General features: G+C 60.2%; 10 protein-coding genes. 9 read left to right on the top strand and 1 reads right to left on the bottom strand.

Going from position 1 to position 16705, the window contains the following annotated elements; translation table 11 throughout:
• Window positions 1–12 precede the first annotated feature (12 nt).
• From SKTS_RS06680 to SKTS_RS06705, 6 genes are all read left to right on the top strand, one after another.
• On the top strand, window positions 13–504 hold the full coding sequence (locus SKTS_RS06680; protein ID WP_173062121.1) for a CvpA family protein: 492 nt from the start codon (window positions 13–15) through the stop codon (window positions 502–504).
• Window positions 505–519: 15 nt separating this feature from the next.
• A complete protein-coding gene (purF, locus tag SKTS_RS06685) occupies window positions 520–2040 on the top strand; it encodes an amidophosphoribosyltransferase (RefSeq protein WP_173062124.1) in 1521 nt (506 codons plus the stop codon).
• A gap of 188 nt (window positions 2041–2228) precedes the next feature.
• On the top strand, window positions 2229–3398 hold the full coding sequence (locus SKTS_RS06690; protein ID WP_173062127.1) for an O-succinylhomoserine sulfhydrylase: 1170 nt from the start codon (window positions 2229–2231) through the stop codon (window positions 3396–3398).
• Between the two features lie 214 nt (window positions 3399–3612).
• Window positions 3613–4368, top strand: coding sequence for a substrate-binding domain-containing protein (locus tag SKTS_RS06695; RefSeq protein ID WP_173062130.1), 756 nt, complete (start codon window positions 3613–3615; stop codon window positions 4366–4368).
• Between the two features lie 82 nt (window positions 4369–4450).
• Entirely contained in the window at window positions 4451–6076 is a 1626-nt protein-coding gene (locus tag SKTS_RS06700) for a methyl-accepting chemotaxis protein (protein ID WP_173062133.1), read from the top strand.
• A 46-nt stretch (window positions 6077–6122) separates the two neighbouring features.
• On the top strand, window positions 6123–7238 hold the full coding sequence (locus SKTS_RS06705) for a 6-phosphofructokinase (protein ID WP_173062136.1): 1116 nt from the start codon (window positions 6123–6125) through the stop codon (window positions 7236–7238).
• Between the two features lie 21 nt (window positions 7239–7259).
• Here the strand turns inward: SKTS_RS06705 and SKTS_RS06710 are convergent, their stop codons facing one another.
• Window positions 7260–8555 (bottom strand): NAD(P)-binding domain-containing protein, encoded by a 1296-nt coding sequence (locus tag SKTS_RS06710; RefSeq protein WP_173062139.1) that lies wholly within the window; start codon window positions 8553–8555, stop codon window positions 7260–7262.
• A gap of 141 nt (window positions 8556–8696) precedes the next feature.
• Here SKTS_RS06710 and SKTS_RS06715 point away from each other — a divergent pair, with 141 nt between their 5' ends.
• From SKTS_RS06715 to SKTS_RS06725, 3 genes are all read left to right on the top strand, one after another.
• Window positions 8697–9584 (top strand): hypothetical protein, encoded by an 888-nt coding sequence (locus SKTS_RS06715; RefSeq protein WP_173062142.1) that lies wholly within the window; start codon window positions 8697–8699, stop codon window positions 9582–9584.
• Window positions 9559–11379, top strand: a complete 1821-nt coding sequence (locus SKTS_RS06720; RefSeq protein ID WP_173062145.1) for a cytochrome c3 family protein — start codon at window positions 9559–9561, stop codon at window positions 11377–11379. Before SKTS_RS06715 ends, SKTS_RS06720 begins: the two co-directional genes overlap by 26 nt.
• Before the next feature lie 186 nt (window positions 11380–11565).
• Window positions 11566–16614, top strand: a complete 5049-nt coding sequence (locus SKTS_RS06725) for a cytochrome c3 family protein (RefSeq protein ID WP_173062148.1) — start codon at window positions 11566–11568, stop codon at window positions 16612–16614.
• The last annotated feature ends 91 nt before the right edge of the window (window positions 16615–16705 follow it).

Here is a 16705-nt window from a genome sequence, read left to right on the forward strand (position 1 = left end):
CAAGCAAGACGTATGACGGTATTTGATTATGCGGTATTGCTGATTGTCGGACTGTCGATCCTGCTCAGCGTGATGCGCGGCGCAGTACGCGAAATTCTCGCGCTGGCGTCCTGGGTGGCGGCATTCCTCGTGGCGAATACCTACGGGGTGTGGCTGGCGGCGCAACTGCCGGCAGCCATTCCGGGAGAAGCGCTGAAGCTGCTGGCGGCTTTTATCATTCTGTTTCTGATCACGTTGTTGCTGATGAGCCTGTTCACCATCGCGTTATCTGAACTGGTCAAGACCGTGGGGTTGGGTACTTTCGACCGTGGCCTTGGCGCGATTTTCGGCTTTGCGCGCGGCTTGCTGATCGTAATGGTGCTGGTGTTGCTGGCAGGTCTTACTTCATTACCGCACCAACATTTCTGGCGTGAAGCGATGTTCAGCTCACCGCTGGAGGCCTTGACCATCAAGGCGAAAACATGGCTGCCGGAAGATTTTTCCAAGCGCCTGAGTTATGACTGAATAGGACGTTTCAACATGTGCGGAATTCTCGGTGTAGTAGCGAAAAACCCCGTCAACCAGTTGCTTTACGATGGTCTGCTGGTGCTGCAGCACCGCGGCCAGGACGCGGCCGGCATCGTTACCAGCGACGGCGCGACTTTTCACATGCACAAGGCCAACGGCCTGGTGGCGGACGTGTTCCGCACGCGCAACATGCGCTCCCTGCTGGGCAACATGGGCATCGCACATGTGCGCTATCCGACCGCCGGCGATGCGTTTTCCGCCGCCGAAGCGCAGCCGTTTTATGTCAATTCGCCGTTCGGTATCGTGCTCGGACACAACGGCAATCTGACTAATGCCGACCAGTTGCGCGAAGACTTGTTCCGCCAGGACCTGCGCCACGTCAACACCACTTCCGATTCGGAAGTGCTGCTCAACGTGCTGGCGCACGAACTGGCATCCTGTGCCGCCAATCACCAGCTCGACGCGGAAACTATTTTCAAGGCCGTGGCCGGCGTGCATCGCCGCTGCCGGGGTGCCTATGCCGTGGTGGCGATGATCTCCGGCTATGGCTTGCTGGCCTTCCGCGATCCTCACGGCATCCGCCCGCTGGTGTTCGGCAGCGCCGAGACCGCGCAGGGGCCGGAGTACCTGGTGGCGTCCGAAAGCGTCGCGCTCGACGTTCTGGGCTTCAAGCTGATCCGCGACGTGGTGCCCGGCGAAGCGATCCTGATCGACGAAAGCGGCAATTTCTTCAGCCAGCAGTGCGTCGAGAAAACCTCGCTCAATCCCTGCATCTTCGAATATGTCTATCTGGCTCGCCCGGACTCGGTCATCGACGGCATTTCCGTGTATGAAACCCGCTTGCGCATGGGCGTCAGCCTGGCGAAGAAAATCCGCCGCCAGTTCGAGGATCTGGACATCGACGTGGTGATCCCGATTCCCGATACCAGCCGTCCCAGCGCATTGCAACTGGCCAACCAGCTTAACGTGCCTTACCGCGAGGGGTTCATCAAGAACCGCTACATCGGCCGCACCTTCATCATGCCCGGCCAGTCGCTGCGCAAGAAATCGGTGCGCCAGAAGCTCAACGCCATCGGCATCGAATTCGAAGGCAAGAATGTGCTGCTGGTGGATGACTCGATCGTGCGCGGCACCACCAGCCACCAGATTGTGCAGATGGCGCGCGAGGCCGGCGCAAACAAGGTATATTTCGCCTCCGCCGCGCCGCCGGTGCGCTTCCCCAACGTTTACGGCATCGACATGCCGACGCGCGCAGAGCTGCTGGCCACCGGCCGCTCCGACGAGGAAATTGCGCTGGAAATCGGCGCCGACGCGGTGATTTACCAGGATCTCGATGCGCTGGTCGAAGCCGTGCGGGAAGGCCGGCCTGCCATCACGACGTTCGATTCCTCGTGCTTCGACGGCAATTACATCACCGGCGACATCACGCCCGAATACCTGGCCGAAATCGAGTCCTCGCGTGGCAGGCCCACGCAGGACGGGGCTGGGTTGTCCAGTCGCCAGCTGGACCTGAATCTGAACGAAAATGATTGAAAAGCTGTGTGACGGTGCTTGCTTGACAACCCGTCATGAGCAGCGTAATTTTGAAATGCGCCGATTTGAAATACAGCTTGCGGGCGCTTAATAAATACGGCTAAAGCGTGGGAAGACCCGTCCACGCAAGTGAACGGGTTTTTTATTGCCCCGCTTGCGCTTAACATCCAACCTATCGGGGGAATAAAATGAGCGACACTTTCGATCTTGAAACCCTGGCCGTCCGCGCCGGGACCCAGCGCAGCCAGTTCAACGAACACTCCGAAGCGATCTTCCTGACTTCCAGCTTCGTGTTCGACAGCGCGGCCCAGGCGGCCGACCGTTTCGGTGGCCAGGAACCGGGTAACATCTATTCCCGTTTCACCAATCCCACAGTCACCATGCTGCAGGATCGTTTGGCGGCCTTGGAAGGCGCGGAGTTCTGCGTCGCCACGTCGAGCGGCATGTCCGCTATCCTGGCCTGCGTGATGGGGCTGCTCTCCGCGGGCGACCATATTGTCGCCTCGCGCAGCATTTTCGGCACCACGGTGCAATTGTTCGGCAATATTCTCAAGCGTTTCGGGGTGGAAACCACCTTCGTGCCGCTGGCCGATCTTGCCGCCTGGCAGCAGGCGGTCCAGCCCAACACCAAGCTGTTCTTCGTCGAGACGCCGTCCAACCCGCTCACCGAAGTGTGCGACATCGCCGCGCTGGCCGATATCGCCCACCAGAGCGGCGCCTGGCTGGCTGTCGACAACTGCTTCTGCACCCCCATGCTGCAACGTCCGCTCGATCTGGGCGCGGATATCGTCATCCACTCCGCCACCAAATACCTCGACGGGCAAGGCCGTGTGCTGGGTGGCGCCGTGCTGGGCAGCAAACAGCTCATGGAAGGCGTGTACGGTTTCCTGCGCACCGCCGGGCCGACGCTCTCCGCCTTCAATGCCTGGGTGATCCTCAAGGGACTGGAAACCCTGAAAATTCGCATGGACGCGCATTCCTGCAATGCCCTGGAACTGGCGCAGTGGCTGGAAGCCCAGCCCTGGGTCGAGCGCGTGTACTACCCCGGCCTGCCGTCGCATACCCAGCATCAGCTGGCGATGAAGCAGCAGAAAACCGGCGGCGGCATCGTGGCGTTCGACGTCAGGGGCGGCAAGGAAGCAGCCTGGCGCCTGGTTGATGCCACCCGCATGGTCTCGATTACCGCCAACCTGGGGGACACCAAAACCACCATCACCCATCCAGCCACCACCACCCACAGCCGGGTTACGGCTGAAGCACGTGCCGCCGCAGGCATCGGGGATGGCTTGCTGCGAGTTGCGGTTGGACTGGAGTCCGTTGCGGACATCAAGACCGATCTTGCGCGCGGTTTGTCGTAGTGAAAACCATCGGGTAAATGGCGCTTTCATTCCCGGATTCATTAGATCTGCGTGCCTAGAAATATTCGTGGATTTATGTCACCATGGTTTGGCCTGCTCGACCGGATGCTCTTTGCCCCGCAGGTAGTGTGGATCCATCGCTTTACACGCATTGTCAATCACGCTGAGTTGCTCAAAAATCCTGTAACAATATGTTAATAAAGGGGAAAATAATATGGAAGCAATGAAATTTAGCCTTGCTGTTGTATTTGCTGCTTTGGTTACACAATCCGCCGCATGGGCTGAGACGCTTGAAATCTCCGGCGGCACCACGCCGTATAAGGCATCGATCGAACCCAAACTCGACGCCCTCAAGCAGGCCGGGGTGGAAATCAAATTCAATGGTGTCGGCACGGGCAACGGCATGGTCGCGCTGATCGAGGGCAAGGTTCCGGTGGCAGCCGTTGGCGACGTCTTGAATGAAGCTATTGAGGCAGGCAAGGACGCCGCCCAAAACCAGAAAAAAGACATCAAAATTCCAGGCAACCTGGTGTTTCACCCAATCGGCAAGGATGAAATGCAGGTGATCGTACACAAGAGCAATCCGGTTAAAGCGCTTTCCAAAGCACAGCTGAAGGATATCGCCACCGGCAAGGTCACCAACTGGAAAGAGGTGGGTGGCCCGGATCTGCCGATCAAGTTCATCGTGACCAAGCCCGGCCTCGCTCCCGGCCTGTTCTTCCAGAAAGTCATCATGGACGGTGCGGACTATGTGAAGGGTGCCACCGAAGTGCAGTCGCCCAAGGAGGTCATTACCTGGGTTTCGCGCACGCCGGGCGGCATCGGTGGCGCGGCCACGGTGCACATGGCGGCCGACCCGGGCGACAGCAAGGCCATCAAGGCGCCGGCCCTGTCCCGTCCCCTGGGCCTGGTCACCATCGGCGAACCTACCGGCGCAGCAAAGAAAGTGATCGACATCCTCAAGAAGTAATAAGCCGTCACCGGGGCGGTGCGCCATGGTCCGCTTCGCCCCGGATAATAATTATTAATGAAAGCCATGGGGGAGAATTTGCATGCTCGATAATTTAAAGATCAGCACCAGACTGATGTTGCTGACCGGCAGTCTGCTTGTGCTGCTGACGATAGTGGGTTTCATGGGGCTGAGAGGGGTGTCCGGCACCAGCGAAGGCCTGCGCTCGGTATATGAAAACAACACCGTGCCCCTGGTGCAGCTGGGGGAGGTGCTCGATGTGGTCTACCAGTCGCGCGCCCAGGTCATCACCGGCATGGGTGCTGACAGCTCCAGCGCCGCGGACGTGCATTTCCAGGAGGTGGAAAAGGTCAACAAGCAACTGAGCCAAATATGGGGCGATTTCAGGTCTGCCGTTACTTCCGAGGAGGGCAAGACACAGGCCGCGATTTTCGAGCAAGCCTGGAAAGATTATGCCGAATCCGGGAATAAAACCATAGAACTGGCGCGCAGCGGGGACTACGAAACGGCCAGCAGCTTCATGAAAACGGAATCGGCGAAAAAATTTGCCGCCGCCCGTGACGCGCTGCTGAACCTGATGAAACACGAGAAAGAAACCGCCAAGAATTCCTTCGAGAGCGCCAGCAAATCCAATACCACTACCAAGACGGTGGTACTGATTACCCTGCTGCTGGGTCTGGCCATCGGCGCCGGTCAGTCTTATGGCACCATTCGTTCCATCGCCAGCCGCTTGAACCTGATGCAGACGACCATCGGCGAAGTCGAACAATCCTCGGACTTTTCCAAGCGCGTCCCCATCGACAGTTCCGATGAAGTCGGCCAGACGGCGAAATCCTTCAACGAACTCATGGGCGTGCTGCAACATTCCTTTGGCGTCATCCAGGATAACGTGACGCAGGTGTCGGGAGCTGCGCATCGTCTTTCCGCCGTCGCCGATCAGGTGGCGTCCAGCTCCGAACAGGGCAGCGACGATTCCGCCGAAATGGCGGCGACGGTCGAAGAAGTCACAGTCAGCATCAACCATATTTCCGAAAGTGCGCGGGAAGCGCTGAGCATTTCCCGCAAATCGGGCGAGCTCTCCATCGAGGGCGGGAAAATCATCCACGAAGCCGCCAGCGAGATGACAAAGATCGCCGATACCGTACGCCGTACTTCCCAGACTATCGAGGAACTGGGGCAGCATTCGAACGACATTTCCGCCATCGTCCAGGTCATCAAGGATGTTGCGGACCAGACCAACCTGCTCGCCCTGAACGCCGCCATCGAAGCTGCTCGTGCCGGCGAACAGGGGCGGGGCTTCGCGGTGGTTGCCGACGAGGTGCGCAAGCTGGCTGAACGCACCACCAAGGCTACCGAGGAAATCACCCAGATGATCGGGGCCATTCAGGGCAGCGCCCATGCTGCGGTCGCGGCCATGAGCGGAACCGTGTCCATGGTCGACGGCGGCGTATCGCTGGCGCACCAGGCGGGCGATGCCATCAACCAGATCAGGGACGGTGCCCACCAGGTGACGCAAGTGGTCAACGACATCTCGGTGGCCCTCGTCGAACAAAGCGCTGCCAGCAACAACCTGGCCGGCCACGTTGAAAAAGTCGCGCAAATCACCGAGCGAAACAGCGCCGCCGCCGGTGAATCGGCCAAGGAGGCGCAGCACATGGACGAGCTGGCGGGATCGATGCGAGAGACGGTCAGCCGCTTCAGGATTTAGATTCTTGCGCGGAAAGCGCAATGCGAACTGCCAGGAAATATCAGCAATGACAAAATACGTCGGCATCCTCACTTCCGGTGGCGACAGCCCCGGCTTGAATGCCGCTATACGCGGCGTGGGCAAGGCGGCGCTTAACCATTACGGCATGTATATCATCGGCTTCCGCGACGGTTTCCGTGGCCTGATGGAGAACCGCACCATGCGGCTTGATGGCGGTGAACTGTCGGACATTCTCACCCGTGGCGGCACCATTCTCGGCACCAGCCGCGACAAGCCGCACCGCATGCCGGTGGGTGGCAAGGTGCTGGACATGACGGACGTGATCGTGGGCAATTACCGCGACAACCATCTCGACGCCCTGGTTTGTCTCGGGGGCGGCGGCACGCAGAAGAATGCTCTGCGCCTCAAGGAAAAAGGGCTCAACGTCATCACCCTGCCCAAGACCATCGACAACGACGTCGCCATGACGGACATCACTTTCGGTTTCGATACCGCACTGGGAATCGCCACCGAAGCGATCGACCGACTGCATAGCACGGCTCATAGCCACCACCGCATCATCGTGGTGGAAATCATGGGGCATCGTGCCGGCTGGCTGGCGCTGGGGGCCGGCGTGGCCGGCGGCGCCGACGTCATCCTGATACCGGAAATACCCTACGACGTGGAAAGCGTGGCCGAAGCGATCCGCGAACGCAGCCGCGGCGGCAAGCCGTTCAGCATCGTCGCCGTGGCGGAAGGGGCGATCTCCATGCAGGATTTCCTGGCCCGGTCCGCTGCAGAGGAGAAAAAAGGCAAGTCCAAGGGCGGCAAGAAGAGTGCTGGTGATGCTGCACAGAATACGGAGATGCAGTACGCCGACCATACCCTGCGACTGGCCAAAAAGCTGGAACAGCTCACCGGCCTGGAAGCCCGTATCACCATCCTGGGACACCTGCAGCGCGGCGGCATTCCATCCGCTGCGGACCGCCTGCTGGCAACCCGTTTGGGAACCGCGTGCGCGGATTTTATCAGCAAAGGAACTTACGGGGTGATGGTCGCCGCCAGGGGCGATGGCATCAAGGCGGTGAAGCTGGAGGAAGTGGCGGGCAAGGTAAAAACCGTCCCCCCGGATCACCCCTGGGTGGAAAGCGCGCGCCGTGTCGGCACCAACATGGGCGACTGATCGTTTACTGTTTCCTGCGTATCAGGTTCCGTAGCGCGCCTCGACCTGGATGCCGATCTTCTTGAGCATGGGGGTTGGCAGCTCGCCGCCTGCGCAGACGATGATTGCCTGGTTGGGCAGCTCAACGATCTCATCCCCTTTTTTCAGCATGACCAGGTCGGGCGTGATTTCCCTGACGGTGGTTTCAAGGGCCAGGCGGACGCGCTGGCTGGCGACCGCCTCGTCGATGCGCTCGCGGTTTTTCGGCTTGACGCGGCTGAAGGCGTTGCTGCGGTAGGACAGGGTGATCGTGGTGCCCGGCTGCTCGCTGATGGCCAGCGCGGCTTCGAGCGCACTGTCCCCGCCGCCCACCACCAGCACGTGGCAGTCGCGGTACTGCTCGGCTTCGATCAGGCGATAAACGACCTTGGGGTGCTCTTCGCCCTTTGCTCCCAGCTTGCGCGGCGTGCCCCGGCGACCGATGGCGAACAGCACGTTGGCGGCACGATAGCTGCCTTTGCTGGTTTTGACCACGAATACGCCGTCTTCCTGGATGATGTCTTCCATTCGCTCGCTGAAACGGATGTCCAGCTTGGCCTTGTCCAGCACACCACGCCAGATTTCCATCAGCGATTCCTTGCTGATTTCGCGAACTTTGATCTCGCCGATCAGCGGCAGATTCATCGGCGCGGTCATCACCAGCTTGTTGCGGGGATAGTGATACGTGGTGCCGCCGAGCGAGTCTTCCTGCTCGATGGTGACGTAGCGCAAATTGCTCTGCTTGGCGGCGAGCGAGGCGGAAATCCCGGCCGGCCCCGCGCCGACGATAACGACGTCGAAATCGGCCTTGCCTCTGGGGCGCTTGGCGATGGTGCCGATGGCCTGGGTGCCCTGCTTCACGGCATTGCGGATCAGCCCCATGCCGCCCAGTTCGCCGGCAATGAACAGACCGGGCACGTTGGTCTCGAACTCCGGTGTGACATTGGGGATGTCCATGCCGCGCTTGGCGGTGCCGAACACCAGCTTGATCGCGCCGACCGGGCAAGCCGGCGCACAGGCGCCGTGTCCGATGCAGTGGGTAGGGTTGACCAGCAGGCCCTTGCCGCTGATGACGCCCATCGCGCTTTCCGGGCAGGCCCTGACGCAGGCGCCCGAACCCACGCAGACGGAGGCATCGACGACCGGGTGCAGCGACGGTGGTTCGGTCAGGCCGGATTCCACTGCTTCCTTCAGTGCTTCCGCGTGGCGGCAGGATGTCTTTTTATGGGAACGAACATGCAGCGAGACGGCAACCAGGGCGAACAGGGCTGGAACAAGGTAGAAGGTGAGATCGGACATGGAAGAGGATGATAACAAATGAGATCCGAATCTTAACCGCTAATACCCATTTTTTCGGCGTGGTAAAAATGACAGAACTTTAACTTTACCCGACATCCCTTATGTCGATAAGATGCCGCAAAATTCGGCATAACAAAATTAATGAACTCAATTTCCGTAGGTATACAAGTTAAACCGGGGGCGGAAAGGGCGCTGCTGTGGATGTGGCGCGTGTCGGTCGCACTGCTGGCCCTTCTGGTGCTGGGTATGGCTTGGCTGGTGGCCTTCGGTGACCTCTTCAAGCCGGGTTCCGACCTGGGCTATAACCTTGGCCTGGCCGGCGGGCTGATGATGCTGAGCCTGCTTCTTTATCCCTTGCGCAAGCGCGTTCGCGCCCTGGATCGCCTGGGCCGCATGGATAGCTGGTTCCGCTACCATATGTTCATGGGAATGGGCGGTCCCCTGCTGATCCTGTTTCATTCCACCTTCAGGACCGGTTCGATGAACGGCAGCATCGCGCTCTACGCCATGCTGCTCGTCGCGCTGAGCGGCATGGTCGGGCGTTTCGTCTATCGCCATATCCACAATGGCTTGTACGGCAGGGCGCTGACCCTGTCGGAGCTTGAGGCGGAGTTCAAGGCGCGCCAGGAAAGTATCGGATCGGTTTTTTCGCTGCAACCGGACATCGAGAAGCGGCTCAAGGAATTCCACCAGCTGGCGTTCGCTGAACTCCACAGCACGCCGCGACGTTTCTGGCGCTTCATGACCTTGCGCCACAAGGGCAAGAAGCTGTCGCGCAGCGTCCGTCACGACGCCAAGAAAATCCTGGCGGCCGAGGCCAAGAAACAGAATTGGCCATATGCGCAGCTCATGCTCAATTACAGCCTGGCCAAACGTCATATCGACGATTACATTTACGCCATCATCCGGCTCGCCCAGCTATCCAGCTGGGTAAAGCTGTTCTCGCTCTGGCATGTCGCCCACGTTCCTTTTATTTACCTGCTGGTCTTCAGCGGGATCGCGCATGTCGTTGCGGTTCATCTTTACTAGCCTGTTATTCCTGCTGGCCTGCTTCGCAGGCGCTGCGTCCGCCGAGTCCTTCGAAAAGGCCTTGATGCCGGGCGAGGTGATCCAGGGGCATGCCAAGTACGAACTGGAGTGCAACAAGTGCCACAAGCGTTTCGATAAAAGCGCCCAGCTCCATCTGTGCAACGATTGCCACAAGGAAATCGCCGCCGACATCAACCGCAAGTCCGGCATGCACGGTCGTCTTGAAAATCCGAATTGCAGCGACTGCCACACCGAACACAAGGGCCGCAACGCGAAGATCGCCTCCGTCGATAAAGCCAAGTTCGATCACGGCCGTACCGATTTTCCTCTCAAGGGCGCGCACCGGGATGCGCGCGTCAAGTGCGCCAGCTGCCACCTCGCCAAGGCGAAGTACCGCGATGCCCCCAAGCTGTGCAACGACTGCCACAAGAAGGACGACCAGGAAAAGGGTCACAAGGGCAAGCTCGGCACGAAGTGCGAGTCCTGCCACGATGACAAGAGCTGGAAAGAGGCAAAATTCGATCACGAGAAGACCAAGTTCTCACTGCTCGGCGGGAAACACGCCGAGGTCAAGTGCAAGGAGTGCCATGCCGACAAGGGTTTCCAGCAGACGCCGCTGACCTGTAACGGCTGTCACAAGAAGGACGACCAGGAGAAGGGGCACAAGGGACGTTATGGATCGAAATGCGAGTCTTGTCACAACGACAAAGGCTGGAAGGAACTCATTTTCAACCATGACCTCGACACCCGCTACGCCTTGAAGGGCAAACACCGGCAGACCAAATGCAACGCCTGCCACTTGCCCGAGAAAGGCGCGCTTTACCAGCAGCAGAAGCTGCCCACCAAGTGCGTTGCCTGCCATAAGAAGGACGATCAGGAGAAAGGGCACCATGGTGGTCTGGGTGAAAAGTGCGACACCTGCCACAACGAGAACGGCTGGAAGAAATCTAGCTTCGATCATGACAACACGCATTTCGTGCTGCGCGACAAGCACCGCGACGCCAAGTGCGAGTCCTGCCACAAGGGGGGCGTTTCCGGTCCGAACGCAAAACTGAAGGTGGACAAGGAGTGCGTTGCCTGCCATCGCAAGGAGGACGACGACAAAGGCCACAAAGGCCGCTACGGCACCAAGTGCGAGACGTGCCATACGGCGAAGGACTGGAAAAGCAGCACATTCAAGCACGATCGCGAGACCAAATACGCCCTGAAGGGTAAACACGCCGAGACCAAGTGCGACGCTTGCCACACGCCCGAGAAAGGGCCGATCTACAAGACCAAGCTGGCAAGCCAGTGCGTTAGCTGCCACCGCAAGGACGACAAGCACAAGGAGCAGCTGGGCACCAAGTGCGAAAACTGCCACAACGAGAAGCGCTGGCAGGACGCGCCGTACGACCACAACAAGTCGCGCTTTCCGCTGACCGGCAGCCACGCCAAGTCGGAGTGCAAAAAATGTCATCTGACCCCGGCATTCCACGATGCCCCGACTGCGTGCAACGCTTGCCACGAGAAAGACGACAAGCACAAACGCCGCTTCGGCACCAAGTGCGAGACCTGCCATTACACCGGCACCTGGAAGTCCTGGGACTTCGATCACGGAACCACGCGCTTTGCACTGGATGGGGGGCACGCAAAAGTGGCCTGCGACGATTGTCACAAGGAGTCAGCGAGCAGTCAGGTCAAGCTGGGCAGGGCCTGCGTCATTTGCCACCTGAAGGACGATGTACACGATGGCGGCTTCAGTGGGCAATGCGAGCGTTGCCACGTGACGAGCAGCTGGAGAAAAGTACGGAGGTAGAAATACCGGGCGTGATTCAGCCCATAGTGCCGCTTTGGGAAACTGGGGGGGGCAAGATTACACAAGGTTAATAATGCATTTCTGACATTTATCATAGAATCGCCAAAAAATATAAGCAGTAACTCACTTGTCATTACATGACGGATGAGACGATCCCCATAAAGAGCCCCGATGACTTGTCAAAAAATGACCATTAACCGTTTGGTGCGCCAGTTGACCCTGGCGGTCTTTTATTTGCTTGCCATATTCATCACCGGTCAGGCGTCAGCCGCGACCCCGGCAACCAGCGGATTATCGTTCAATCACAATGCCACGGGCTTCATTCTGGATGGCGCTCACGCCAAGGAAAGCTGCGAATCCTGCCACACCCAGGGCCAGTTCCGCGGCACGCCGCGCGATTGCGCAACCTGTCACCGTCCCGGCGGGCGGTCGCCGGGAAAGACGGCGACACACGTGCCTACCACAGCGTCATGCGACTCTTGTCACGGGAATGCCAGCTGGACGCCGAGCAGTTTCCGCCACCAGACAAACCAGGGGGTCATGCAGGGCGGATGTAATAGCTGCCATAACGGCGCTACTGCCACAGGTAAGCCAGCAGCACACGTGACGACGCATTCCTCTTGCGATTCATGTCATAAATCCTCGTCTTGGCTGCCTGCCGGATATACGCACGCCCTGGTCGTCCCGGGCACTTGCTCCTCTTGTCATAACGGGACACGCGCCACCGGCAAGACGACCACCCACATTCCCACCACGGCATCCTGCGATGCCTGCCATGCCGCAGGCGTGTCTTTTGCGCCGATCTCCGTCGGCGTGAGCGGGATGCACTCCAACATGACAGGGCCTGCTGCGGCAGGGAACTGCTCCACCTGTCACAGCGGCTCTTTCCTGACGCAGAACGCGCAGTCAAAGCCGTCGACCCACATCCCTACCACAGCCCAGTGCGATACCTGCCACAATTCGACGACCTCCTGGGCAACAGCAGCCAGGCCAGACCACGCAACGATCGCGCCGTCTGTCGTAAACCGCTGTTCGGACTGCCACAACGGCGTCAGCGCGCTGGGCAAGCCATCGAACCACATACCGACCACGAAACAGTGCGACAGCTGCCACACGAATTTCGCCGTTTTCAAGCCGGCGCAAATGAACCATATCGGCACAGTCGGCCAGTGTGCCAGCTGCCATAGCGGTTCCTATAATTTCGCCAACGCGCAATCCAAACCCAACGTGCACATCCCGACTACGGCGCAGTGCGATTCCTGCCACGTCAGCGGTTTCATCAACTGGAGCCCCGCCACCATGAACCATGCGGGCATGGAGGGGAAGTGCTCGACCTGCCACAGCGGCGTGTTCGTTTCGCAGAATGCCCACTCCAAGCCGGCAACCCACATCAGCACGACTGCCCAGTGCGACACCTGCCATAGCTCGACGGCATCCTGGGCAACTGCCGTTTTCAATCACACCGCATCCACGCCCGCGGTGGCCGGCCGCTGTTCAAGTTGCCATAACAATGCCGCAGCTCTTGGGAAACCTGCTTCACACATCCCCACGAATGCGCAGTGCGACACCTGCCATTCCAATTTCAGCTCCTTCAGGCCGGCACAGATGAACCACAGCGGCATGACTGGCCAATGCTCGACCTGCCACAATGGTTCATATCTCTTCGCCAATGCCCTGTCGCGCCCGATCAACCACATTCCCACCATCGCCCAGTGCGATACCTGTCACGTCAGCGGTTTCGTCAACTGGACTCCCGCTACCATGAACCACAGCGGGCTGACCGGCCTGTGCTCTTCCTGCCACAGCGGCGCCTATCTTGCCCAGAACGCACAAGTCAAGCCGGCGACGCACGTCAGTACCAGCGGGCAATGCGATACCTGCCACAATTCCACGGTTTCATGGGCAACGGCCGTTTACGCGCACGATGCCAGCGCCAACGGCCAGTGTTCCACCTGCCACAACGGCACGACCGCGCTCGGCAAGCCGAGCAACCACATCATCACCAGCGCCCAATGCGACACCTGCCACACCAACTTCTCGGCTTTCAGGCCGGCGCGGATGAGTCATGCAGGAACGGCCGGGCAATGTGCTTCCTGCCACAGCGGCAGTTTCGTTTACGCCAATGCGCTGTCCAAGCCAGTCAACCATATCCCGACCATTTCCCAGTGCGATACCTGCCACACCGGGGGCTTCGTATCCTGGTTCCCTTCGGTGATGAATCACACCGGCCTGCAGGGTTCGTGCTCCAACTGCCATAGCGGTGCCTTCGTTGCCCAGAATGCACAGGCCAAGACCCCGACCCATATTTCAACCACGGCACAATGCGATACCTGCCACAATTCGACAGTCAGCTGGGCGACCGGCACATTCAATCATGCCGCTGCCTCGCCCGCAGTAACGGGTCGTTGCTCGACCTGCCACAACGGCTCGTCTGCCCTGGGTAAGCCGACCAATCACATTCCGACCACGGCCCAATGCGACACATGCCACACCAACACCACCGCTTTCGCGCCGGCGGTCATGAGCCACGGCAGCACCACCGGGCCGGCCGCAAGCGGCAACTGTGCGAGTTGCCATAGCGGAGCCTACATCGCGGCAAACGCCCTGGCCAAAACCCCGACCCACCTGACGACCACGGCGCAATGCGACACCTGCCACCATTCGACGTCCACCTGGGCTGGCGCTACTTACACCCATGCCGCTTCTGCCACCGGCAGCTGCTCGACCTGCCACAACGGCGTAACGGTGATCGGCAAGCCGGCAACGCATATTCCCACCAGCGCGCAGTGCGATTCCTGTCACACCAACTTCTCCGCTTTCAGGCCGGCGCGGATGAACCACGCCGGGCTGACGGGCCAGTGTTCGACCTGCCACAGCGGGAGCTACGTGGCCGTCAATGCGCTGAGCAAGCCCGCCACGCACATCCCGACAGGCGCGCAGTGCGATACCTGTCACGTGAACGGTTTCGTCGCTTTCGCGCCCGGCGTCATGAGCCATGCCGGCACCAATTCCCCGGTCGCGGCGGGCAACTGCTCCACCTGCCACAGCGGCGCCTACCTGGCACAAAACGCCCAGATGAAGACGCCGACCCACGTATCGACCACCGCCCAGTGCGACACCTGCCACAGCTCGACGGTCTCCTGGGCGACAGCTACCTTCAACCATGCCGCCGCGACTCCGCCGGTCTCCGGGCGCTGCTCCAGTTGTCACAACGGCACCAGTGCTCTCGGCAAGCCGACCAACCACCTTCCTACAGCTGCCCAGTGCGACACCTGCCACAACGGTTTCGTCGCTTTTGCGCCGGGGCTGATGAACCATGGCGGCACCAGCGGCCCAGTCGCTGCCGGCAACTGTGCCACCTGCCACGGTGGTGCCTATGTCGCCATCAACGCGCAAATCAAGCCGGCAACGCATATCCCGACCACGCAATCGTGCGATGCCTGCCATGCGACCGTGGCCTGGCTACCCACCAGCTATTCGCACCAAGGCGTCGTAGCCGGAAGTTGCGCGACATGCCACAACGGCACGACAGCCCTCGGCAAGACGGCGGCCCATCTGCCGACCACCGCCTCGTGCGATGTTTGTCACACCAACTACAACGCCTTCGCTCCGGCCAGCATGAACCATGCTGGAACGCGGGGCCCGCTGGCGGCCGGCAGCTGCTCGACCTGCCACACGGGGGCTTACCTGGCGCTGAATGCCCAGGTCAAGCCGGCCACCCACGTCACCACCACTGCGCAGTGCGATACCTGCCACCGCTCGACGACGAGCTGGGCCACCGCCACCTACACTCATGATGCGGCTGCGATCGGCCAGTGTTCGACTTGTCACAACGGAACCACCGCGCTGGGCAAGCCGACCACCCATGTTCCGACCACCGCGCAATGTTCCACCTGCCACACCAACTACAACGCCTTCCGGCCTGCCATGATGAGCCATGCCGGGACAACCGGGCCGGTCGCCGTCGCGAACTGCTCGACTTGCCACAACGGCAGCTATACCGCGGTCAACGCCCTGGCCAAGCCGGCAACGCATATCCCGACGACCTCGCAGTGCGACACCTGCCATACGCGCGGCTACACCGCCTGGTCGCCGTCGGTGATGAGCCATGCCGGGCTGGCCGGCCAGTGTTCCACCTGCCACAGCGGCGCCTACATCGCACAGAATGCGCAGGCCAAAACACCCACCCATATCCCGACCACCGCGCAGTGCGATACCTGCCATAACTCGACCATTACCTGGACGACCGGCACCTACAATCACAACACGGCGAGCCCACCAGCCACCGGCCGTTGCTCGACCTGTCATAACGGCACCAACGCCTTGGGCAAGCCTTCCTCCCATATTCCCACTTCGGCGCAATGCGATACTTGCCACCGGAACTACACGGCTTTTGCCCCGGCGATCATGAGCCACAGCGGCACAATGGGCCCGGTCGCAACGGGCAACTGCGCAAGCTGCCATAACGGCGCCTACGTTGCCGTCAATGCCCAGGCCAAGACCGTAACGCATATCCCGACGACCCAGTCCTGCGATACTTGCCATACGACAACCGCCTGGACGCCCACCAGCTTTTCCCATGCAGGGGTAGTGGCCGGCTCTTGCGCCACTTGTCACAACAACATCAATGCCAGCGGCAAGTCGACCCCGCATATCCCGACCGCCCAGTCCTGCGATTCCTGCCATCGCACCGGGCTTTCCTGGCTGCCGCTGATCACACCGTATTCGCATGCGGGCGTCGCTGCCACCGGTTGCAGCAACTGCCATATCAGTTCTTATCCGAACATCGACGTGAAGCCCGCCAACCACTTGCCGACTACCGCTGGGTGCGAATCCTGCCATCACAGTTTTTCCTCCTGGCTGCCGGCGACTTTCAACCATAGCGGAGTCGTGGCTGGAACCTGCCAGACCTGTCATGGCGGCGCGTACACCAACGTCACGATCAAGCCGGCGAACCACATTCCGACGCTCACCCCGGCCGGGATGCCCGGTAACGAATGTTCCCTGTGTCACAGCAGCACGACGTCCTTTGCCGTGGAGCGCATGAACCACGGCAGCATGCAGACCTCTTGTGCGATCTGCCATGACAGATCAGCAACCTATCTGGGGAGCATGACGAAAATCACCCGCAGCAGCAGCCATGCCAGTGGAGCCAGCAGTACGACAGATTGCTCATCGAGCGGTTGCCACAAGCCGCTTGGCCGCAAGGGAACTCCTTACACCAGATGGGATTGATTCCGTCAGAAATACAATTCGGCGGGGGCCAGCCTGCCCCCGAAATTACCTGGATCGATCTCGGAGAGAAGCGGGGCGACTTAGCCCCGCA

The organism is Sulfurimicrobium lacus (genome assembly GCF_011764585.1).
In the GTDB taxonomy this organism is placed as follows: Bacteria; Pseudomonadota; Gammaproteobacteria; order Burkholderiales; family Sulfuricellaceae; genus Sulfurimicrobium; species Sulfurimicrobium lacus.